Below are 21,473 nucleotides of genomic sequence, written 5' to 3'. Positions count from 1 at the left end.
CGGGGGTCACGACCTCGACCGCCATGATCGGCTCGAGCAGCTTCGGCGCGCCCTTTTCCTTCAGTTCGCGGAAGGCGGCGCGGGCCGCGATTTCGAACGCCAGCACGCTGGAGTCGACGTCGTGGTATTTGCCGTCCGTCAGGGTCGCCTTGAAGTCGATCAACGGGAAGCCCGCCAGCAGACCCGAGTCCTTGATGGAGTTCAGGCCCTTTTCGACGCCGGGAATGTATTCCTTGGGCACGGCGCCGCCGACGATCGAGTTCTCGAACACGAAGCCCGAGCCCGGCTCGCCGGGTTCGAAGGTCAGCATGACGCGGGCGAACTGGCCCGTACCGCCGGTTTGCTTCTTGTGCGTGTAGTCGATGTCGACCTTGCGGCCCAACGATTCACGATAGGCGACTTGCGGCGCGCCGATGGTGGCCTCGACCTTGTAGGTGCGCTTCAGAATGTCGATCTTGATGTCCAGGTGAAGCTCGCCCATGCCCTTCAGGATCGTCTGGCCCGACTCGTGGTCGGTCGAGACGGTGAAGGACGGATCTTCCGAAGCCAGCTTGGCCAGGGCGACGCCCAGTTTCTCCTGGTCGGCCTTGGTCTTGGGCTCGACCGAGATCTCGATGACCGGGGCCGGGAACTCCATCTTCTCCAGGATGACGGGCGACTTCAGCGGATCGCACAGGGTGTCCCCGGTGCGGGTGTCCTTGAGGCCGGCCAAGGCGACGATGTCGCCGGCGTAGGCTTCCTTGACGTCCTCACGGTTGTTGGAGTGCATCTGCAGCATTCGGCCGACGCGCTCTTTCTTGTCGCGGCTGGAGTTCAGCAGGCTCATGCCCGTTTCCATCTTGCCCGAGTACAGGCGGCAGAAGGTCAGCGAGCCGACGAAGGGGTCGTCCATGATCTTGAAGGCCAGGACCGACAGGGGCTCGTCGTCCGACGCCTTGCGGACGACCGGCTCTTCCGTCTTGAAGTCGATGCCAGGCGTCGGCGGGATGTCCAGCGGCGACGGCAGATAGTCGACGACGGCGTCCAGCAGCGTCTGCACGCCCTTGTTCTTGAAGGCCGAGCCGCACAGGATCGGATAGAAGGCGCCGGTCAGCACGGCCTTGCGGATGCACTTCTTCAGCACTTCGACCGAAGGCTCGGTGCCTTCGAGGTAGGCTTCCATCGCCTCGTCGTCCAGCTCGACGGCGTTGTCGATCAGGTACTGGCGGGCTTCGTTGGCCTTGTCGACCAGATCAGCCGGGATTTCGCCGACGGTGAAGTTGGCGCCCAGGGCGTCGTTGTCCCAGACGACCGAACGCATTTCGACGATGTCGACCAGGCCGGTCAGCGAGGACTCGGAGCCGATCGGGAACTGGATCGGCACGGCCTTGGCGCCCAGGCGGTCGCGGATCGACTGGACCGAGGCGTCGAAATCGGCGCCGATCTTGTCCATCTTGTTGACGAAGACGATGCGCGGCACCGAATATTTGTCGGCCTGGCGCCAGACGGTTTCGGTCTGCGGCTCGACGCCGGCGTTGCCGTCCAGCACCGTCACGGCGCCGTCGAGCACGCGCAGCGAACGTTCGACTTCAATGGTGAAGTCCACGTGGCCGGGAGTATCGATGATGTTGAGGCGCTTTTCTTTCCAGAAAGCGGTCGTCGCGGCGGACGTGATCGTGATGCCGCGCTCCTGCTCCTGGTCCATCCAGTCCATGGTCGCGGCGCCGTCGTGGACTTCGCCGATCTTATGGTTCTTGCCGGTGTAATACAGGATCCGCTCGGTCGTCGTCGTCTTGCCCGCGTCGATGTGGGCCATGATGCCGAAGTTGCGGTAGTCCTTGAGCGCGTGCGTACGTGCCATGAAAGCGTGCCTTGCCAAGAATTTCGGGCGCCGCCGGCGCCCTTTGGGAATGTTTTCAGGACGCGGACGGCGCCCTCAGGAAGTCTGTCTGTGCGGATAAGCGAGCGCGGGCGATTTAGCTCAAACCGCCCGCGCCGGATAGTCTTAGATAGTGACCGCAGTTGGCGCTTTTAAGACGCTTACCAGCGATAGTGGCTGAAGGCGCGGTTGGCTTCGGCCATCTTGTGGGTGTCTTCGCGCTTCTTGACCGCGGTGCCGCGGTTGTTCGAGGCGTCCAGCAGCTCGGCGGCCAGCTTTTCCGTCATGGTGTTCTCGCCACGCTTGCGCGCAGCATTGACCAGCCAGCGGATCGCCAGGGCGCGACGGCGCTCGGGACGAACTTCGACGGGCACCTGATAGGTGGCGCCGCCGACGCGACGCGAACGGACTTCGACCGACGGTGCGACGTTGTCCAGAGCGGCGTGGAAGGTCGCGACCGGCTCCTGGTCTTTCTTCTTGTCGGCCAGGATGTCGAAGGCGCCGTAAACGATGTTTTCGGCGACGGCCTTCTTACCTTCGTACATGACGTAGTTCATGAACTTGGTGACGATCAGGTCCCCGAACTTGGGATCCGGCAGAACTTCACGCTTCTGGGCGCGGTGACGACGCGACATAGGTTATTCCTTGCAGTGCCCGGCGCACGCCGGGAAGATCTCGAAAAGGTCTCCGGGCGCGACGGCCCGGAGAGGAATGGCTTACTTCGGACGCTTGGCGCCGTAGTGCGAACGACGCTGCTTGCGGTCCTTGACGCCTTGCGTGTCGAGCACGCCGCGCAGGATGTGGTAGCGAACGCCGGGAAGGTCCTTCACGCGGCCGCCGCGGATCAGAACAACCGAGTGTTCCTGAAGGTTGTGGCCTTCACCGGGGATGTAGCAAACGGCTTCATAGCCGTTCTTGGCCAGACGGACCTTGGCGACCTTACGCAGAGCCGAGTTCGGCTTCTTCGGGGTCGTCGTATAAACGCGGGTGCAGACGCCGCGACGCTGGGGCGAACCCTCCAGAGCCGGCACCTTGTTACGGGTGGGCTTGGGCTTGCGCGGCTTGCGGATCAGTTGGTTGATCGTAGGCATTCGAAACTTATCTCGACTTCTGATGGAGGCGTGTGTCTTTCGACCGAAGCGCCTCTCGCCTTCTTGTGAACGGGGGACCATCCCCTCGCCCGGGTGTCATCGAGACTGATGCCGTAACGACAAACAGAAAAACCGGAACGCGCGCTTTGGGCGTTCCGGCGGCGCACAGGCCGTCCGTTAAGTTGTCACGATCTCAGCAACCGGCGAACCGGCCACGCCTCGAAAGTGGGCGGCTTCTACGCGCGATAGGGGCCAAGGTCAAGAAGGCGGCGTTAACACCTCGCCGTTGGCAAGTCCGCCCTTTGCGCTCGGCCATCGCCAATAGAACCGCAAGTTGCCTGAAACCTGCCACGCTTCGCGTCCAGCTTGATCCGAACGGAGGGGCGAGTGGCGATGACCGCGACTGCGATCAGTCGAACGGGACAGGTACGGCTGGACTGGCGCAAAGCCGGGCTTGCGGCGACCGCTGTGGGCCTCAACGCCGGCGCGATCGCCTTGCTGTCCCTGACCGACCTCGGTCCGCGCAATCGGCCGCTGCGAAGCGAACCGATGATCGTCTATCTCGACGAGGCCTGGCCACGGCTGGCGCGCCCGCCGCAAACGATTGCCGACGCCGAGCGAGAACCGTCCGCCTTCGTAGATCGCGCAACGACACCCTTGGCGCCAAACGATTCGGTCAGGCCGCGCATCCCCGCGACGGCGTCCGTCTCGCCCTCGTCCAGCGATCCCCAGGATGACGCCATCGACCCGCGATGGCGGGTCGGCCGGGTCGTTCCGGCTTTGGGCGGTAGGGTCCTGTCGTGTGACACCCCTCACCTGCTGTCGTCAGACGCACGACGCCGTTGCGACGAACGCTGGGCCGGGCGCGAGAACGCGCGCGCCATCCTCGGGACAGGGAGTGCGGAACGCGATGCGACCTTCGCCCGTCACGGCGCGCGCCGTCTTGCCGCGTGGGAGGCGCAGCGCGCGATGCCGACCCGAGGCGATCCGCCGTGCGAACGCCCCAATCCGGTCGCCGGTTGTGAAGGCGTGAATGTGCAAGTCGAGCTATTCTCCTCGCGGGACGGCTTCCTGCCCAATCTCAGAAAGCGCCGCGAATGACCGCCCTGCCCCTGCCCCGCCCCAGACGGCCCGACTGGCGCAAGGCTGGGCTGGCGACGGCCTCGGTCGCCATCAACACGGCCCTGATCGCCTTCCTGTCGTTCACGGCTCCTGGCATCAAGAGACCCGCCGTCGTCGCGGAGCCGCCGCCGATCTATGTCGAGATCACACCGCGCCCTCTCCTGCCCGACGAGCAGCCGCGTATCCCGGTTCAGACTCCGCCCGCCAGCGACGCCACGACGACGCCTCGCGACGCCCGCGAGGTCATCGCCGCCCCCTCTGCGCGTCAGGAGACGCCTCAGGACGTTCGCCCCGCCCCCCTTCGTCCCCGGATCGCCGCGCCCTCGCCCCAGGGCGTTCCCGCCCCGCCCGACGCCTGGACGGTCAATCCGAACGATCGCTCGAACGCCATGGCGCGCACCCTGCGTCAGGGCCTGATCGGCTGCTCCGCGCCCCAGCAACTGACCACGGCCGAGCGCGCCAACTGCCGCGAAGAGGCGGAGCGGCGCGGCCGCAACGCCGCCCCCATCACCGGCACAGGCAATCCAGAACGCGACGCAGCCTTCGCCCGCGAGGGCGCGCGTCGTCTGGCGGAATGGGAACAACGCCGCCGCCCATTGTCCGGCGGCGTGGGCGTAGTCGGCCCGGCGGACTGCGTCGGCTCGAACTTCGGTACGGGCTGCGCGGGCGCCCAGCTGCCCAGCGTCCCCGGCGTGGACATGCGCCAGGGCGCCGAGACGACGATCAACCGAGGCGAACGCCGCCGTCAGCCATAGAAAAAGGGCGGCGCCGTCGCCGGCGCCGCCCTCTTCATGTCTTCGCTTCCGAACCGGAAGATCAGCTTTCGCTGTTCTCCAGCTCCAGTTGCAGATCGGCCGGCAACGGCTCGATCGCATCCTCGCGGGCCGAGGTCAGCTCTGCGTCGCGATCGTTGGCGATCTTCTGCAGGGCGCGCAGGTAGGCGCCCGTACCGGCCGGGATCAGTCGGCCGACGATGACGTTTTCCTTCAGGCCTTCCAGCATGTCCTTCTTGCCGTGGACCGAGGCGTCGGTGAGGACGCGGGTGGTCTCCTGGAACGACGCCGCCGAGATGAAGCTGCGGGTTTGCAGCGACGCCTTGGTGATGCCCAGCAGGACGGGCTGGGTGGTGGCCAGACGGCCGCCACGCTTCTCGACCTTCTGGTTTTCCAGAACGGCTTCGGCGACTTCGACGGTGTCGCCGCGGATCAGGGTGGTTTCACCCGAATCCAGGACTTCGACCTTCTGCAGCATCTGACGCACGATGACTTCGATGTGCTTGTCGTTGATCGGCACGCCTTGCAGTCGATAGACCTCCTGCACTTCGTTCACCAGATACTCGGCCAGCGCCTCGACGCCCTGGATGCGCAGCAGGTCGTGCGGATCCGGGTTGCCGTCGATGATGTAGTCGCCCTTCTGGATCAGATCGCCGTCCTGAACGGAGATATACTTGCCCTTCGGGATCAGGAACTCGACCGGCTCGCCCTGCACGCCGTCGGCATTGACTTCCGGCGTGATCTTGATGCGGCGCTTGTTCTTGTAGTCGCGACCGAATTCGACGCGACCATCCATCTCGGCGATGACCGCGCAGTCCTTGGGACGGCGAGCTTCGAACAGTTCGGCGACGCGCGGCAGACCGCCGGTGATGTCACGGGTCTTCGCGCCTTCGGTCGGGACGCGGGCGATGATCTCGCCCGGCTTGACCTCGTCGCCGTTCGACACGGACAGAACCGCGCCCACGGGCAGCAGGTAACGGGCGTCTGAGCCCGAGGCCAGCTTGGCGTAGCCGTCACCCAGGGTGACGCCCATGGCCGGACGCAGGTCCGAACCACGCGGGCTGGCGCGCCAGTCGCTGACGACGCGCTGGGCGATGCCCGTCGCTTCGTCGGTTTCTTCCTTGACCGACAGGCCTTCGACCAGATCCTCGAAGCGGATGATACCGCCGACTTCCGTCAGGATCGGGGTGGTGTAGGGGTCCCACTCCGCCAGACGTTGGTTCTTCTTGACCTCGCTGCCTTCCTTGACGCGGATGCGGGCGCCGTAAGGAGCCTTGTGCGTCTCGCGATCCTTGCCGTCCACGACCACGGTCACGATGACGTTGCGGCTCATGGAGACCAGATCGCCGTGGGCGGCGATGACGGTCGGACCGGTGATCTTGGCCACGCCGGCGTTGGTCGCCTCCATGAAGGAGGTTTCCGCAACCTGCGCCGTACCGCCGATGTGGAAGGTACGCATGGTCAGCTGGGTGCCCGGCTCGCCGATCGACTGGGCGGCGATGACGCCGACCGCTTCGCCGATGTTGACGTTGGTGCCGCGCGCCAGGTCACGCCCGTAGCAGTGGGCGCAGATGCCGGCTTCGGCTTCGCAGGTCAGGCCCGAACGGACCTTGACCGACTGAACGCCCGCGACCTCGACGGCCTCGGCGACTTCTTCCACCAGATAGGTGTCGGCGGGGAACAGGACGTTATCGGTGCCCGGCTCCTTGATGTCCTCGGCCGCATAGCGACCCAGGATGCGCGCGCCCAGCGAGACCAGCACGTCACCGCCTTCCATGACCGCCCGCAGCGTGATGCCGCGCGTCGAGCCACAGTCGATCTCGGTGACGATGCTGTCCTGCGCCACGTCCACCAGACGGCGGGTCAGGTAACCCGAGTTGGCGGTCTTCAGCGCGGTGTCGGCCAGACCCTTACGGGCGCCGTGGGTGGAGTTGAAGTATTCAAGGACGGTCAGACCTTCCTTGAAGTTCGAGGTGATCGGCGTCTCGATGATCTCGCCGGAAGGCTTGGCCATCAGGCCGCGCATGCCGCCCAGCTGCTTCATCTGCGCCTGCGAACCCCGGGCGCCGGAGTTGGCCATCATGAACACCGAGTTGATGTCGGGGTTTTCACCCTCGATCAGCACGCGCGGTTGCGCGATCTCGGCCATCATGGCGTCGGCGATCCGGTCCGTAGCCTTGGACCAGGCGTCGACCACCTTGTTGTACTTCTCGCCGCGCGTGATCAGACCGTCGGCGTACTGTTGTTCGTACTCCTCGACCTGGGTGCGGGTCTCGGCGACCAGCTCGACCTTCTTGGCCGGGATCACGATGTCGTCCTTGCCGAACGAGATGCCGGCCTTGGCGGCTTCGCGGAAGCCCAGGCCCATCATCTGGTCGGCGAAGATCACCGTCGCCTTCTGACCGCAGTGGCGATAGACCACGTCGATCAGATTGCCGATTTCCTTCTTGGTCAGGTTCTTTTCGAGCAGGCGATAGCCGACGTTCGGGTTCCGCGGCAGCAGGGCTGCCAGCTTCATCCGGCCCGGCGTGGTGTCGATCACCTTGGTGATCTCCTTGCCTTCGGCGTCCTGTTCCGTCCAGCGCGCCTTGATGCGCGTGTGCAGGGTGACGACCTTGGCGTCCAGCGCGGCGTCGATCTCGCCGATATTGGCGAACAGCTTGCCTTCACCCGGCTCGCCGTCCTTGACCAGCGACAGATAGTACAGGCCCAGGACGATGTCCTGCGACGGCACGATGATCGGCTTGCCGTTGGCGGGCGACAGGATGTTGTTCGTCGACATCATCAGGACGCGCGCTTCCAGCTGGGCCTCAAGGCTCAGCGGGACGTGAACGGCCATCTGGTCGCCGTCGAAGTCGGCGTTGAAGGCGGTGCAGACCAGCGGGTGAAGGCGGATGGCCTTGCCCTCGATCAGCTTGGGTTCGAACGCCTGGATGCCCAGACGGTGAAGTGTCGGCGCACGGTTCAGAAGGACCGGGTGCTCGCGGATGACCTCGTCCAGAATGTCCCAGACGGCGGGCTGCTCGCGCTCGACCATGCGCTTGGATTGCTTGACGGTGCCCGACAGGCCCTTGGCGTCAAGGCGCGCATAGATGAACGGCTTGAACAGCTCCAGCGCCATCTTCTTGGGCAGGCCGCACTCGTGCAGCTTCAGTTCCGGTCCCACGGTGATGACCGAACGGCCCGAATAGTCGACGCGCTTGCCCAGAAGGTTCTGACGGAAGCGGCCCTGCTTGCCCTTCAGCATGTCGGCCAGCGACTTCAGCGGACGCTTGTTGGCGCCCGTGATCACCCGGCCGCGACGGCCGTTGTCGAACAGGGCGTCGACGGATTCCTGCAGCATCCGCTTTTCGTTGCGGATGATGATGTCCGGCGCCCGCAGCTCCATCAGGCGCTTCAGGCGATTGTTCCGGTTGATGACGCGGCGATACAGGTCGTTCAGGTCGGAGGTCGCGAAACGACCGCCGTCCAGCGGCACCAGCGGACGCAGTTCCGGCGGGATGACCGGCACGATGGTCAGGATCATCCACTCGGGCTTGTTGCCCGATTCCAGGAAGGCCTCGATCAGCTTCAGGCGCTTGGACGCCTTCTTGGCCTTCATTTCCGACGGGCTGTCCGCCAGCTCGCCACGGTGCTTTTCAGCCTCGGCGTGCAGGTCGATGCCCATCAGCAGGTTGCGGACGGCCTCGGCGCCGATCTCGGCGGTGAAGCCGTCATCGCCGAACTCTTCCTGATAGCGATAGAACTCGTCTTCCGTCAGCAGTTGGTTCTGCTTCAGAGGGGTCAGGCCCGGCTCGGTAACGATGTAGTTCTCGAAGTACAGGACGCGTTCCACGTCCTTCAGCGCCATGTCCAGCATCAGCGAGATGCGCGACGGCAGCGACTTCAGGAACCAGATGTGGGCGACCGGGGCGGCCAGGTCGATGTGACCCATGCGCTCGCGGCGAACGCGGGCCAGCGTGACTTCGACGCCGCACTTCTCGCAGATGATGCCCTTGTACTTCATGCGCTTGTACTTGCCGCACAGGCATTCGTAGTCCTTGGTCGGGCCAAAGATACGCGCGCAGAACAGGCCGTCACGCTCAGGCTTGAACGTGCGGTAGTTGATGGTTTCCGGCTTCTTGATCTCGCCGAACGACCACGACCGGATCTTCTCCGGCGAGGCCAGGGCGATCTTGATCTGGTCGAAGGTCGGGGTGACCGGGACCGGGTTGAAGATGTTCAGGACTTCCTGGTTCATCTTGTTTTCCTTCTGCGGCGTGGGCCGCGAAAATTATTCAGAGGGGGAGAGCGGAACCGTGAATCGTGAGCCGTGAATCGTGAGGGCTGAACCCAGTCACGATTCACGATTCACCCATCACGCCTCAGCTGTTCCCCAGCTCCACGTTCAGACCCAGCGAACGCATTTCCTTGATGAGAACGTTGAAGCTCTCGGGAATGCCGGCCTCGAAGCTGTCGTCGCCGCGGACGATGGCCTCGTAGACCTTGGTCCGTCCGGCCACGTCGTCGGACTTAACCGTCAGCATCTCCTGCAGGGTGTAGGCGGCGCCGTAGGCTTCCAGAGCCCAGACCTCCATTTCCCCGAAGCGCTGACCGCCGAACTGCGCCTTGCCGCCCAGCGGTTGCTGGGTGACGAGCGAGTACGGACCGATGGAGCGGGCGTGGATCTTGTCGTCGACCAGGTGGTGCAGCTTCAGCATGTAGATGTAGCCGACCGTGACCGGACGCTTGAACTGCTCACCCGTTTGACCGTCGTACAGGATCGACTGGGCCGACTTGTTCAGCCCCGCTTCTTCCAGCAGGCGTTCGATGTCGCCGATGTGCGCACCGTCGAAGACCGGGGTCGCGAAGGGCACGCCCTTGGACAGGTTTTTCGCCAGTTCGATCAGCTCGTCCTCATCCTGCGGCAACGGGGTTTCCGGGCCGTAGATATGCGTTAGACGATCGATCAGCGCCTGCTTCTGACCACCACCCTGCCAGGCTTCCAGCAGACCGGAGATCTGCTTGCCCAGGCCGGCTGCGGCCCAACCCAGGTGGGTTTCGAAGATCTGGCCGATGTTCATGCGCGAAGGCACGCCCAGCGGGTTCAGAACGACGTCCACGTGGGTGCCGTCTTCCAGGTGCGGCATGTCCTCGATCGGCAGGATCTTGGAGATGACGCCCTTGTTGCCGTGACGGCCGGCCATCTTGTCGCCGGGCTGAAGCTTGCGCTTCACGGCCACGAAGACCTTGACCATCTTCATCACGCCGGGGGGCAGTTCGTCGCCGCGTTGCAGCTTCTCGACCTTGTCTTCGAAACGACGGTCCAGTTGCTTGCGAGCGTCTTCGAACTGGCGCTTCATCGCCTCCAGCTCGCCCATGGCCTTCTCGTCGTCCAGGGCGATCTGCCACCAAAGACCACGGCTGACCTCGGCCAGCTTCTCGTCGGTCAGCTCGCCGCGGCCGATACCCTTGGGTCCCGACACGGCGTTCTTGCCGATGATCAGCGGCTTCAGGCGGCCATAAACGTTGCGCTCAAGGATCTTGAGCTCATCGTCGCGGTCCTTGCCCAGGCGCTCGATCTCGGCGCGTTCGATCGCCATGGCGCGCTCGTCCTTGTCGACGCCGTGACGGTTGAAGACGCGAACGTCCACGATCGTGCCGGCGACGCCGGGCGGCAGGCGCAGGGAGGTGTCGCGCACGTCCGAAGCCTTCTCGCCGAAGATGGCGCGCAGCAGCTTCTCTTCCGGGGTCATCGGGCTTTCGCCCTTCGGCGTCACCTTGCCGACCAGGATGTCGCCCGGCTGGACTTCGGCGCCGATGGCCACGATGCCCGCTTCGTCGAGGTTGCGCAGGGCTTCCTCGCCGACGTTGGGGATGTCGCGAGTGATTTCTTCCGGGCCCAATTTCGTGTCACGCGCCATCACTTCGAACTCTTCGAGGTGGATGGAGGTGAAGACGTCGTCGCGCACGATACGCTCGGAGATCAGGATGGAGTCTTCGAAGTTGTAGCCGTTCCAGGGCATGAAGGCGACGAGGGCGTTGCGGCCCAGGGCCAGTTCGCCCAGGTCCGTCGACGGGCCGTCGGCGATGACGTCGCCGGCCTTGACCTGGTCGCCCACGCGCACGATCGGGCGCTGGTTGATGCAGGTCGACTGGTTGGAACGCTGGAACTTCGACAAGCGATAGATGTCGACGCCTGAACGGGCGGCGTCCACGTCGCCGGTGGCGCGCACGACGATCCGGGTGCCGTCGATCTGTTCGACGACGCCTTCACGACGGGCGACGACGACGGCGCCGGAGTCCACGGCCACGACCGCTTCCATGCCGGTGCCGACCAGCGGCGCGTCCGACTGCACCAGAGGCACGGCCTGACGTTGCATGTTCGCGCCCATCAGCGCGCGGTTGGCGTCATCGTTTTCCAGGAACGGGATCAGGGCGGCGGCGACCGAAACGACCTGTTTCGGCGACACGTCCATCATGTCCACGGCGTCGCGGTTCAGCAGCTGGGATTCGCCGTTGATCCGGCCGGGGACCAGGTCCTCGACGATGCTGCCGTTCTTCAGTTCGATGTTGGCCTGGGCGATCGTGTATTTCGACTCTTCCATGGCCGAGATGTAGACCACCTCGTTCTGGGCCACGCCGTCCTTCACGCGACGGTACGGGCTCTCGATGAAGCCGTACTTGTTGACGCGCGCGTGGGTGGCCAGCGAGTTGATCAGGCCGATGTTCGGGCCTTCCGGCGTTTCGATCGGGCAGATGCGGCCGTAGTGGGTCGGGTGGACGTCGCGGACTTCGAAGCCCGCGCGCTCACGCGTCAGACCGCCCGGGCCAAGCGCCGAAAGGCGACGCTTGTGGGTGATTTCCGAAAGCGGGTTCGTCTGGTCCATGAACTGCGACAGCTGCGACGAACCGAAGAACTCGCGAACCGCAGCGGCGGCCGGCTTGGCGTTGATCAGGTCGTGCGGCATAACCGTGTCGATATCGACCGAGGACATGCGCTCCTTGATGGCGCGCTCCATCCGCAGCAGGCCGACGCGGTACTGGTTTTCCAGCAGCTCGCCGACCGAACGGACCCGGCGGTTGCCCAGGTTGTCGATGTCGTCGATCTCGCCGCGGCCGTCCTTCAGGCCGACCAGGATCTGCAGCACCTTCAGCACGTCGTCCTTGCGCAGGACGCGGATCTCGTCGGAAACCTCGGGGGTCTCCAGGCGCATGTTCATCTTGACCCGGCCGACGGCCGACAGGTCATAGCGTTCGCTGTCGAAGAACAGCGAGTTGAACATGTTCTCGGCGGCTTCGGGGGTGGGCGGCTCGCCCGGACGCATCACGCGATAGACGTCGAACAGGGCGTCCTCGCGGTTGTCGTTCTTGTCCACCCGCAGGGTGTTGCGCATGTAGGCGCCGACCGTGACGTGGTCGATGTCCAGCACGTCGATGGTGGTGAAGCCGTTTTGCTCCAGCACTTCGATGGTTGGGGCGTCCAGCTCGTCGCCGGCCTCGGCGAAGATCTCGCCGGTCTCGAAGTTCACGGCGTCATTGGCCAGGTACTTGGTGACCAGGGCGTCGGCGGCCAGCGACAGCGACGTCGTGGTGTCGCCCAGCTTCTTGGCGGCGCGCGCGCTGATCTTCTGGCCGGCCTGGGCGATCACTTCGCCGGTGTCGGCGTCGACCAGGTCGAACTCCGGCTTCACACCGTGCCAGCGTTCGGCCTTGTACGGCGTGACCCAGCCCTCGCCGCGCTTCTCATAAGGCACGGTCTCGTAGAAGGTCTTCAGGATTTCTTCGCCGTCCATGCCCAGACCCATCAGGAAGGTCGTGGCCGGCAGCTTGCGGCGGCGGTCGATGCGGACATAGACCACGTCCTTGGCGTCGAACTCGAAGTCGAGCCACGAACCGCGGTACGGGATCACGCGGGCGGCGAACAGCAGCTTGCCCGAGCTGTGCGTCTTGCCCTTGTCGTGGTCGAAGAAGACGCCCGGCGAACGGTGCATCTGCGAGACGATCACGCGCTCGGTGCCGTTGACGATGAAGGTGCCCTTGTCCGTCATGAGCGGGATGTCGCCCATGTAGACGTCCTGCTCCTTGATGTCCTTGACCGAACGGGCTCCCGTTTCCTCGTCGGTCTCGAACACGATCAGGCGCAGCTTGACCTTCAGCGGCGCGGCATAGGTCATGTCGCGCTGGATGCACTCCTCGACGTCGTACTTCGGCTCTTCGAACTCGTACGAGACGTATTCCAGGATGGCGCGTTCGTTGAAGTCCTTGATCGGGAACACCGACTTGAAGACCGCCTCGATGCCCTGCTCCTTGCGGACGCCCGGACGGACCTCACGCTGCAGGAACTGTTCGTAGGAAGCGCGCTGGACCTCGATCAGGTTGGGCATCGCCACCGCTTCGGGGATACGCCCGAAGGATTTGCGGATGCGCTTCTTGCCGGTGAACGAGGTGGCGGAAGCGATCTGACCGTTGATGGCGAGATCGTGGGCGACGTCAGTCATTCAGTGTTTCCCATGACGCGCGATCCGGGAAAACCGCGCGTGAAATGCAGCAGCCACGGCGCGCGTTTCCGCGTCCGCAGCCAGGGTTTCGGCATCCACCCTCGGCCCGCTGCCGGGCCAGGACGCCTGAAATGTACCGGCTCCCTGGGGAAGGAGCCGCGCCTTCGCACGGTCGGAGGGCGACGGACCGGGCCTCGGCGCTTGCGCGCAGACTCATATGGAGTGTTGCGGGAACGCGCACATATACGCGCATTCGCGACGAAATAAAGGCCTCAGAGGAACCTTTTCATTCCCGCAGCCCAATCCCGTTGCCGCCGACATCTGCGTCATCTAGCGTCGCCATATGACACGCATCGCCCTGCCCCTGCTCGCCCTTCTCGCCCTGTCCGCCTGCGCCACGCGCGGCGAGCCCGTCACCTACGCCGAGACCGCCTCGGCCGCCGCCCATGCGGCCGCCGCTGTCGCCGGCCAGGGCGGTCAAACCCCGCAGCAGGCCTGGGACGCCGGCAACACCGCCTATCTGACCTGGAACGGCGCCCGTCGCGGCTGGACGACCACCGAGAGCGGCCTGCAATATCGCCGCGTCGGCAAGGCCCACCCCGAGGGCGCCCAGCCCTCCGGCTCCGACACGGTCAAGGTCCATTATCGCGGCACCTTTATCGACGGACGCGAGTTCGACAGCTCATACGCCCGCAACGAACCCGCCGAATTCCCCCTCAACCGCGTCATCAAGGGCTGGACCGAGGGCGTCGCCCTGATGCGGGTGGGCGAGATCTATGAGTTCGTCATCCCTGCCTCGCTGGGCTACGGCTCGCGCTGGGTCGGCGGCGACGAACTGCCGCCCAACTCGACCCTGCGCTTCTCGGTCGAACTGCTTGAGGTCAAGCCGGCGGGCTGAGGCTCGAATAGGACGGCTAGCGCCCGCTCTCCATCCTATTTCCACTAACGAGCGCCAACGCATTCAAGGCCTTGACCGCCCGCAGCGGCATTCTTCCGGCCATAGGTGGCGCCGCCCGCATCATGGTCGGCATGACCGATGACAGCCAATACCTCTCCGATTCCCCGCCGCCCCAGACGCGACGTTCCGCCGAAACCTGGGCCGCCGCGCGCGCCGACTACCTGGCCGGCGGTTCCGCCGCCGAGGTGTGCGAGCGTCATGGCCTCAGCCAATCGACCTTTCGGTGGCGCGCCCGCACAGAGGGATGGCGGCGCTCTGACCAACCGCATGGCGCGGTCTTCGAGCCGCTGGACAGCTATGAGATGGAGCTGATCGACAGCAGCCTGCCCTGCAACGCCGCCGACATGGCGCGGCTGGCTTGGTCGAACGCATCTCGCGCAATGCGCGACGGCAAGCTGATCGAAGCGCGCGGCTGGTCGCGACTTCACGCCGATCTTGTCGAAATGGCGAGACAAGACGCGGAGCGCCTGCACTTCGCCAGACTGAAAGCGGAAAGAGATCAAGGCGCCGCCCTCAAAGCGACGCCGACGCCGTTGCGACCAGTCGAGGAGGACTGATCGAAGTTGCACTTTCTTGCACCTTGCACTGTTTTTTGCGTTGCAGTGCAACTTCGGGGCGCCGCCGACGCTTGACGCCCCATGCCCTGCGGCGGACTGTCGCAGCGCCCCGATCCAGTCTGCAAGAGTCCCCCGATGATCCGTCCCTGCCTGCGCGCCGCCCCCTTGGCCTCGCCCTCCTGCTGGCCTCGACCGCCCCCGCCGCCCTGGCGCAGCAGGCCTCGACCTATCCGCCCGCCCTGCCCGCGACCCTGCCGACGATCCCCGACGCCCAGGACATCGCCTATCCCGGCGTCATCACCCTCGACATCGACGCCACCAACCTGGCCCAGCACATCTTCGCGGTGACCGAGACCATCCCTGTCGCCCGGGCGGGTCCGATGACCCTGTTCTTCCCCGAATGGCTGCCCGGCAACCACGGCCCCGTCGGCCCTGTCGCCCAGCTCGCCGGCATCAAGATCACCGCCAACGGCCAGCGGGTCGAGTGGGTCCGCGACACCCTGCATCCCTTCGCCTACCACGTCGTCGTCCCAGCCGGCGCGACCGCGCTGAACATCACGATGCAGCACCTCTCGCCGACCGCATCGAACCAGGGCCGCATCACGATGACGCCCGAGATGCTGAACATTCAGTGGGAGAAGATGCTGCTCTATCCCGCCGGCCATTGGTCGCGGAACATCACGGTCCAGCCCACGGTCAAATTCCCGACCGGCTGGCAGTTCGGCACGGCCCTGGAGCCCGAAACCAAGACCGGCGACGTCCAGACCTTCAAGCCCGTCAATCTGGAAATCCTGATCGACAGCCCGGTTTTCGCCGGCCTGCATTACCGCCAGATCGACCTCGATCCCGGCGGCCGCTCGCCCGTTCGCGCCAACTTCGTGGCCGACAAGGCCGACAGCCTGAACGCCACCGACGCGCAGATCCAGATCCTGCGCAATCTGGTCGACCAGATGGACCGCCTTTATGGCGCGCGCCACTTCGACCACTACGACTTCCTGATCGCCATGACCGGCAAGCTGGGCGGCATCGGGCTGGAACATCACCGCAGTTCGGAGAACTCGGTCGATCCCGCCTTCTTCACCGGCTGGGATACGCATCTGTCCGACCGCGACCTGCTCAGCCACAAGATGAACCACTCTGGGACGGCAAATGGCGCCGCCCCGCCGACCAGTATGTGCCCAACTTTAACTCGCCCCTGCAGAACAGCCTGCTGTGGGTCTATGAGGGCCAGACGCAGTACTATGGCCAGGTCGTCGCCGCCCGTTCGGGCCTGCTGACCAAACAGCAGGCGATGGACTCCCTGGCCATGACCGCCGCCACCTTTGACACCCGCGTCGGCCGCGAATGGCGCGCCCTTCAGGACACCACCAACGACCCGATCATCAGCCAGCGCCAGCCCAAGGGCTGGCTGTCGTGGCAACGCGACGAGGACTACTATTCCGAGGGCCAGCTGATCTGGCTCGACGTGGACACCACGATCCGCGAGAAGACCGGCGGCCGCAAGTCGCTCGACGACTTCGCCCGCGCCTTCTACGGCGTCCGCGACGGCGATTACGCCCCCGCCCCCTACACGTTCGAGGATGTGGTCGCGGCCCTGAACGGCGTCGTCGCCAACGACTGGGCGACCTTCCTGCGCACCCGCCTGGACGCCGACGGCCCCGACGCCCGCGCCCCGCTGGACGGCCTGGCGTGCGGCGGCTGGCGTCTCGCCTTCACGGACAAGCCCACCGACTATATGAAGACCCTGTATGCCGAACTGAAGCGCAACGACTTCACCTATTCCCTGGGCTTCCAGACCGGCGAGGCCAACAAGATCCGCAGCGTCCAGTGGAACAGCCTGGCCTTCAAGTCGGGCCTCGCCGCGGGCATGGAGATCGTCGCCGTCAACGGCCAGGCCGCCACCCCCGACCGCCTCGCCGAAGCCGTCACCGCCGCCAAGGACCCCGCGACGCCCATCACCCTGATCGTCAAGGACGACGACCAGTACCGCACGGTTGCTTTCGACTACCACGACGGCCTGCGCTACCCCCGCCTGGAACGCATCCCCGGAACCCCCGACCGCCTCGGCGACATCCTGACGCCACGCAGGCGCTAGGCGACCAAACCGGTCTCCTCCCAGCTTTGCAGGGAGGAGACGATCCCCCTACTCGATCTCGACCACCTCGACCCGCGCGCCGTTCAGCACCAGAGCGATCTCGCCGCGTTTCAGCTTCAGCGCGTCCTCGCCAAACAGTTGCCGGCGCCAGCCCTTCAGGGCGTCGATATCCGCGTCGTCGCTGATGGCGATCTTTTCCAGGTCGGACACGGTGGCGATCAGTTTGGAGGCCACGCCGGCGTTGTCGCTCTTGGCCTTCAGCAGCACCTTCAGCAGTTCCACCACCGACGGCGGGGCCGGCTGGCGGTGGGCGGGGCGTTCCATCTCGGGGGCGTGCGATTCGGGATCGGCCAGAACCCGCTTCAGCTCGTCGGCCAGTTCCAGGCCCAGTCGCGAGCCGCCAAAGCCCTTGGGCACCGAACGCAGACGGTTGAACGCCTCCACGTCCGTGGGGGTCTGCTGGGCGATCTCGTCGATGCCCTCGTCCTTCAGGATGCGGCCGCGCGGCTGGTCGCGCTCCTGCGCCGCCCGTTCGCGCCAGACGGCGACGGCCTTGAAGGCGGCCAGGTATTTGGCCGAGAACTTCTTGGGTTTCAGCCGCTTCCAGGCGTTCTCGGGATTGGTGTCATAGATGGCCGGATCGGTCAGGGCCGCCATCTCGGACATCACCCAGTCCAGACGCCCTTCCTTCTCCAGTCGATCACGCAGCTTGGGATACAGGGCCGCCAGGTGGGTCACGTCGCCCAAGGCGTAGACCAGCTGGCTGTCCGACAACGGCCGGCGCGCCCAGTCGGTGAAGCGGCTGCCCTTGTCCACCTCGATGCGCAGCGTCTGTCGCACCAGCGAATCATAGGCGACCTGTTCGCCGAAGCCTGCCGCCATGGCGGCGACCTGGGTGTCGAACATCGGCTTGGGCATGGCCCCCAGACGCACGAAGATTTCCACATCCTGGCGACAGGCGTGGAAGACCTTGACGATCTTCTCGTCGCGCAACAGGTCCAGGAAAGGCTCCAGATCCAGACCTTCCGCCATCGGATCGATGATGGCGGCGTGTTCGGCCGAGGCCGCCTGGATCAGGCACAGCCTGGGCCAGTAGGTCGTTTCCCGCATGAATTCGGTATCGACCGTGATGAAGGGTGCTGTGGCTACGCGGGCGCAGAATTCGGCCAGCGCCTCGGTGGTGGTGATCGGCGTCATTCCGATGCTATAGCCCCCCGCATCCTACCTGTGGCAAGAGCCGCGCTGCATTTCCGCCCCGATTCAGGCCCGAGATCCCATGAGCGACACCCAAAAGCCTCTCGAAAACGGCCTGACCTACGCCGATGCGGGCGTGGACATCGACGCTGGCGAACTGCTGGTCGAACATATCAAGCCCCTGGCCAGGTCCACGGCCCGCCCCGGATCGGAGCCCTCGCTGGGCGGTTTCGGCGCCCTGTTCGACCTTAAGGCCGCCGGTTTCGAGGATCCGCTGATCGTCACCACCACCGACGGCGTCGGCACCAAGCTGAAGATCGCCATCGAGACAGGCCGTCATGACGGCGTCGGCGTCGACCTGGTCGCCATGTGCGTCAACGACCTGCTGGCCCAGGGCGCCGAGCCCCTGCTGTTCCTCGACTATTACGCCACGGGACGTCTGGAGATCGACGCCGCCCGCCGCGTCGTCGCCGGCATCGCCGAGGGCTGTCGCCAGGCCGGTTGCGCCCTGGTCGGCGGCGAGACCGCCGAAATGCCGGGCATGTACACCGACGGCGACTATGACCTGGCGGGCTTCAGCCTGGGCGCCGTCGAGCGCGGCCATGCCCTGCCCTATCTGGATCGCCAGGCGGCCGGCGACATCATCATCGGCCTGGCCTCCAGCGGCCCCCACTCCAACGGCTATTCGCTGGTGCGCAAGGTGGTCGAGAAGTCCGGCCTGGCCTGGGGCGACGACGCCCCCTTCGCCAAGGACCGTTCGCTGGCCCAGGCCCTGATGGAGCCGACCCGCATCTATGTGAAGCCGGTCCTGCCGCTCATGAAGGCGGGCCTGGTCCAGGGCGCGGCCCACATCACCGGCGGCGGCCTGATCGAGAACCCGCCCCGCTGCATCGCCGAGGGTCTGCAAGCGAGCTTCGACTGGAACGCCTGGCCCATGCCCGCCGTCTTCCAATGGCTGGCCGAAACCGGCGGCATCAGCGACCACGAGATGCGCCGCACCTTCAACTGCGGCGTCGGCTTCATGCTGATCGTCTCGCCCGAGAACGCCGAGCCGGTCCTCGCCGCCCTGCTCAACGCCGGCGAAGTCGCCTTCGTCTGCGGACAGCTGGAAGCGGCCTGATCTCGTGAAGACGCGCGTCGCCGTCCTGATCTCCGGGGCCGGCTCCAATATGGCGGCCCTGATCGACGCCGGTCAGGGCGCCGACAGCGGCTATGAGGTCGCGCTGGTCCTGTCGAACGTCGAGGGCGCGGGCGGTCTGGCCATCGCGGCGGCCAAGGGCGCCGCGACCGTCGCCATCCCGCACAAGCCCTTCGGCAAGGATCGCGAGGCGCACGAGCGGGTCGTGGACGAGGCCCTGCGCGCCGCAGGGGTGCAGGTCGTGGCCCTGGCCGGCTATATGCGCGTGTTGACGCCTTGGCTGGTCGGCGGCTGGAGTGAGCGGATGCTGAACATCCACCCCAGCCTGCTGCCCCTCTATCCCGGTCTGGACACTCACGCCCGCGCCATCGCCGCCGGCGACGCCGAGGCCGGCTGCACCGTGCATCTGGTCACCGAGGGCGTGGACGAAGGCCCGATCCTGGGTCAGGCCCGCGTGCCGATCGTTACGGGGGACACGCCGGAAGCCTTGGCCGAACGGGTAAAGACGGCGGAGCACACGCTCTATCCGCAGATGCTGAGCGCCTTCTGCCGAGGCTTGGAACAGGGCTGACGGCCCCGAAGATTACAAAAACGTCATGCGACAGACCGCCGCACCGGCGCGATGGTGCCGCCGATCAAAATCGGGACCCAGTCTTCCATGAACCGCATTCGTCTGATGGCCGCCTGCTCGGCCTGTATCGTCGTCGCCCTGACCGGCGGCGCGGCCTCGGCCCAGGACCATTCGCCCCAAGGTCATTCACACGGCGCGCCTGGCGTTGCGCCCTGGGGCTTCGACCTCGCGGGCCGCGATACGGCGGTCAAGCCGGGCGACGACTTCAACGAATACGCCAACGGCGCCTATCTGCGCACGACCGAGATCCCGGCCGACAAGGCCCGCTTCGGCCCGTTCGATGTCCTGTATGAGAACGCCCAGGCCCAGCTGAAATCGATCATCGAGACCAGCGCCGCCAATCCGACCAACGCCAACGCCCAGAAGGTCGGCGCCCTCTACGCCAGCTTCATGGACGAGGCCCGCATCGAAAAACTCGGCGCCACACCGCTGGCCGCCGACCTCGCCGCCGTCAAGGCCGTCAGCGACCACGCCGGCATGGCCCGCCTGATGGGCGAAAGCCACTCCGGCTTCGGCGCCTCTCTGTTCGGCATCGACGTGTTCGAGGACCTGCAGAAGCCCGACGTGAACTCGGCCTATCTGGGTCAGGGATCGCTGGGCCTGCCGGATCGCGACTATTATCTGAAGCCTGACTTCGCCGCCCAGCGCGAGGCCTACCTCGCCTATCTGACCACAACCCTGACCGCCATCGGCTGGGCCGATCCGGCGAAGACCGCCGCCGACATCCTGGCCTTCGAGACCAAGGTGGCGGACAAGCAGTGGACCACGGTCGAGCGTCGCCAAATCGACAAGCTCTACAACCCCACCAAGGTCGCGGACCTGGCCGCCCTGGCCCCTGGCTTCGACTGGTCCGGCTTCCTGGCCGGCGCCCAGGTGTCGGACGTCGACACCCTGGTGCTGATGGAAAACACCGCCATTCCCGGCATCGCCCAGGTGTTCGCCGATACCCCCATCGAGACGCTGAAGGCCTGGCAGGCGTTCAACGTGGTCGATCAGGCCAGCCCCTATCTGTCCAAGGCCTTTCTGGACGCCCGCTTCGACTTCCGCGGCAAGACCCTGCGCGGCCAGCCCGAGAACCGGCCGCGCTGGAACCGGGGCGTGGCCCTGGTCGACGGCCAACTGGGCGAGGTTCTGGCCCAGGAATATGTCCGCCTGCACTTCCCTGCCTCGTCCAAGGCCCAGATGGAGACCCTGGTCGGCAACATTCGCGCGGCCATGACCGAGCGGCTGAAGACCCTGGACTGGATGAGCGAGCCCACGCGCGAGCAGGCCCTCTACAAGATGTCCAAGTTCGGGGTGAAGATCGGCTATCCCGACAAGTGGCGGTCCTATGACGGGCTGGAGCTGACGGCGGACGACCTGTACGGCAACGTCGAGCGGTCCTCGGCCTTCGAGTGGGCCTACAAGCGCGGCAAGATCGGCCAGCCGGTCGATCCGCTGGAATGGGGCATGACGCCCCAGACGGTGAACGCCTACTACAACCCGCCGCGCAACGAGATCGTCTTCCCGGCCGCCATCCTGCAGGCGCCCTTCTTCGATCCGAACGCGGACCCGGCCGTCAACTACGGCGGCATCG

General features: G+C 65.6%; 15 protein-coding genes. 9 read left to right on the top strand and 6 right to left on the bottom strand.

Translation table 11 applies throughout. The features are described from left to right. The 3 genes from fusA to rpsL form a co-directional block, all read right to left on the bottom strand. Positions 1–1,840 (bottom strand): elongation factor G (gene fusA, locus WC597_RS16570; RefSeq protein WP_372695121.1); only part of this gene is annotated, 1,840 nt, incomplete at its 3' end. Between the two features lie 179 nt (positions 1,841–2,019). Further along, positions 2,020–2,493 (bottom strand): 30S ribosomal protein S7, encoded by a 474-nt coding sequence (gene rpsG, locus WC597_RS16565; protein ID WP_135195309.1) that lies wholly within the window; start codon positions 2,491–2,493, stop codon positions 2,020–2,022. Between the two features lie 81 nt (positions 2,494–2,574). After that, positions 2,575–2,949 carry a 30S ribosomal protein S12 gene (gene rpsL, locus WC597_RS16560; RefSeq protein WP_008260482.1) on the bottom strand — a complete coding sequence of 125 codons (375 nt, stop codon included), beginning with the start codon at positions 2,947–2,949 and terminating at the stop codon, positions 2,575–2,577. Positions 2,950–3,342: 393 nt separating this feature from the next. On the opposite strand from rpsL, the gene WC597_RS16555 reads away from it, so the two are divergent. Together WC597_RS16555 and WC597_RS16550 are read left to right on the top strand one after the other, a co-directional pair. Then, entirely contained in the window at positions 3,343–4,050 is a 708-nt protein-coding gene (locus WC597_RS16555; RefSeq protein ID WP_372695118.1) for a hypothetical protein, read from the top strand. Beyond that, positions 4,047–4,826: a hypothetical protein gene (locus WC597_RS16550; RefSeq protein ID WP_372695116.1), complete on the top strand. Its 780-nt coding sequence runs from the start codon at positions 4,047–4,049 to the stop codon at positions 4,824–4,826. Before WC597_RS16555 ends, WC597_RS16550 begins: the two co-directional genes overlap by 4 nt. 61 nt (positions 4,827–4,887) lie before the next feature. On the opposite strand, the gene rpoC is transcribed toward WC597_RS16550, so the two are convergent. Both rpoC and rpoB read right to left on the bottom strand, forming a co-directional pair. Then, the gene (rpoC, locus tag WC597_RS16545) at positions 4,888–9,084 is read right to left on the bottom strand and encodes a DNA-directed RNA polymerase subunit beta' (protein ID WP_372695114.1); all 4,197 of its coding nucleotides are present in this window, start codon (positions 9,082–9,084) and stop codon (positions 4,888–4,890) included. Positions 9,085–9,208: 124 nt separating this feature from the next. Then, positions 9,209–13,324, bottom strand: coding sequence for a DNA-directed RNA polymerase subunit beta (gene rpoB / locus WC597_RS16540; protein ID WP_372695112.1), 4,116 nt, complete (start codon positions 13,322–13,324; stop codon positions 9,209–9,211). A gap of 343 nt (positions 13,325–13,667) precedes the next feature. Between rpoB and WC597_RS16535 the strand changes: the two genes are divergently transcribed. From WC597_RS16535 to WC597_RS16520, 4 genes are all read left to right on the top strand, one after another. Further along, positions 13,668–14,222, top strand: coding sequence for an FKBP-type peptidyl-prolyl cis-trans isomerase (locus WC597_RS16535; RefSeq protein ID WP_372695110.1), 555 nt, complete (start codon positions 13,668–13,670; stop codon positions 14,220–14,222). A gap of 71 nt (positions 14,223–14,293) precedes the next feature. Beyond that, positions 14,294–14,839: a hypothetical protein gene (locus WC597_RS16530; RefSeq protein WP_372695108.1), complete on the top strand. Its 546-nt coding sequence runs from the start codon at positions 14,294–14,296 to the stop codon at positions 14,837–14,839. Positions 14,840–14,910: 71 nt separating this feature from the next. Beyond that, positions 14,911–16,116: a hypothetical protein gene (locus tag WC597_RS16525; protein ID WP_372695106.1), complete on the top strand. Its 1,206-nt coding sequence runs from the start codon at positions 14,911–14,913 to the stop codon at positions 16,114–16,116. After that, on the top strand, positions 16,014–16,934 hold the full coding sequence (locus WC597_RS16520; protein ID WP_372695104.1) for a hypothetical protein: 921 nt from the start codon (positions 16,014–16,016) through the stop codon (positions 16,932–16,934). Before WC597_RS16525 ends, WC597_RS16520 begins: the two co-directional genes overlap by 103 nt. 48 nt (positions 16,935–16,982) lie before the next feature. Here WC597_RS16520 and rnd read toward each other — a convergent pair whose 3' ends face one another. Beyond that, positions 16,983–18,131, bottom strand: coding sequence for a ribonuclease D (gene rnd / locus WC597_RS16515; protein WP_372695102.1), 1,149 nt, complete (start codon positions 18,129–18,131; stop codon positions 16,983–16,985). Positions 18,132–18,210: 79 nt separating this feature from the next. On the opposite strand from rnd, the gene purM reads away from it, so the two are divergent. From purM to WC597_RS16500, 3 genes are all read left to right on the top strand, one after another. Then, positions 18,211–19,248, top strand: coding sequence for a phosphoribosylformylglycinamidine cyclo-ligase (gene purM / locus WC597_RS16510; RefSeq protein ID WP_372695100.1), 1,038 nt, complete (start codon positions 18,211–18,213; stop codon positions 19,246–19,248). A 4-nt stretch (positions 19,249–19,252) separates the two neighbouring features. Next, positions 19,253–19,837 (top strand): phosphoribosylglycinamide formyltransferase, encoded by a 585-nt coding sequence (purN, locus tag WC597_RS16505; protein ID WP_372695098.1) that lies wholly within the window; start codon positions 19,253–19,255, stop codon positions 19,835–19,837. An 87-nt stretch (positions 19,838–19,924) separates the two neighbouring features. After that, positions 19,925–21,473, top strand: a 1,549-nt coding sequence (locus WC597_RS16500; RefSeq protein ID WP_372695096.1) for a M13 family metallopeptidase, incomplete at its 3' end; no start/stop codon positions are given.

The sequence above is a fragment of the Brevundimonas sp. genome, from assembly GCF_041648115.1.
GTDB lineage: Bacteria > Pseudomonadota > Alphaproteobacteria > Caulobacterales > Caulobacteraceae > Brevundimonas.
Note: the sequence above shows the minus strand (reverse complement) of the source record. Positions and strands in the feature narration are given on the sequence as shown.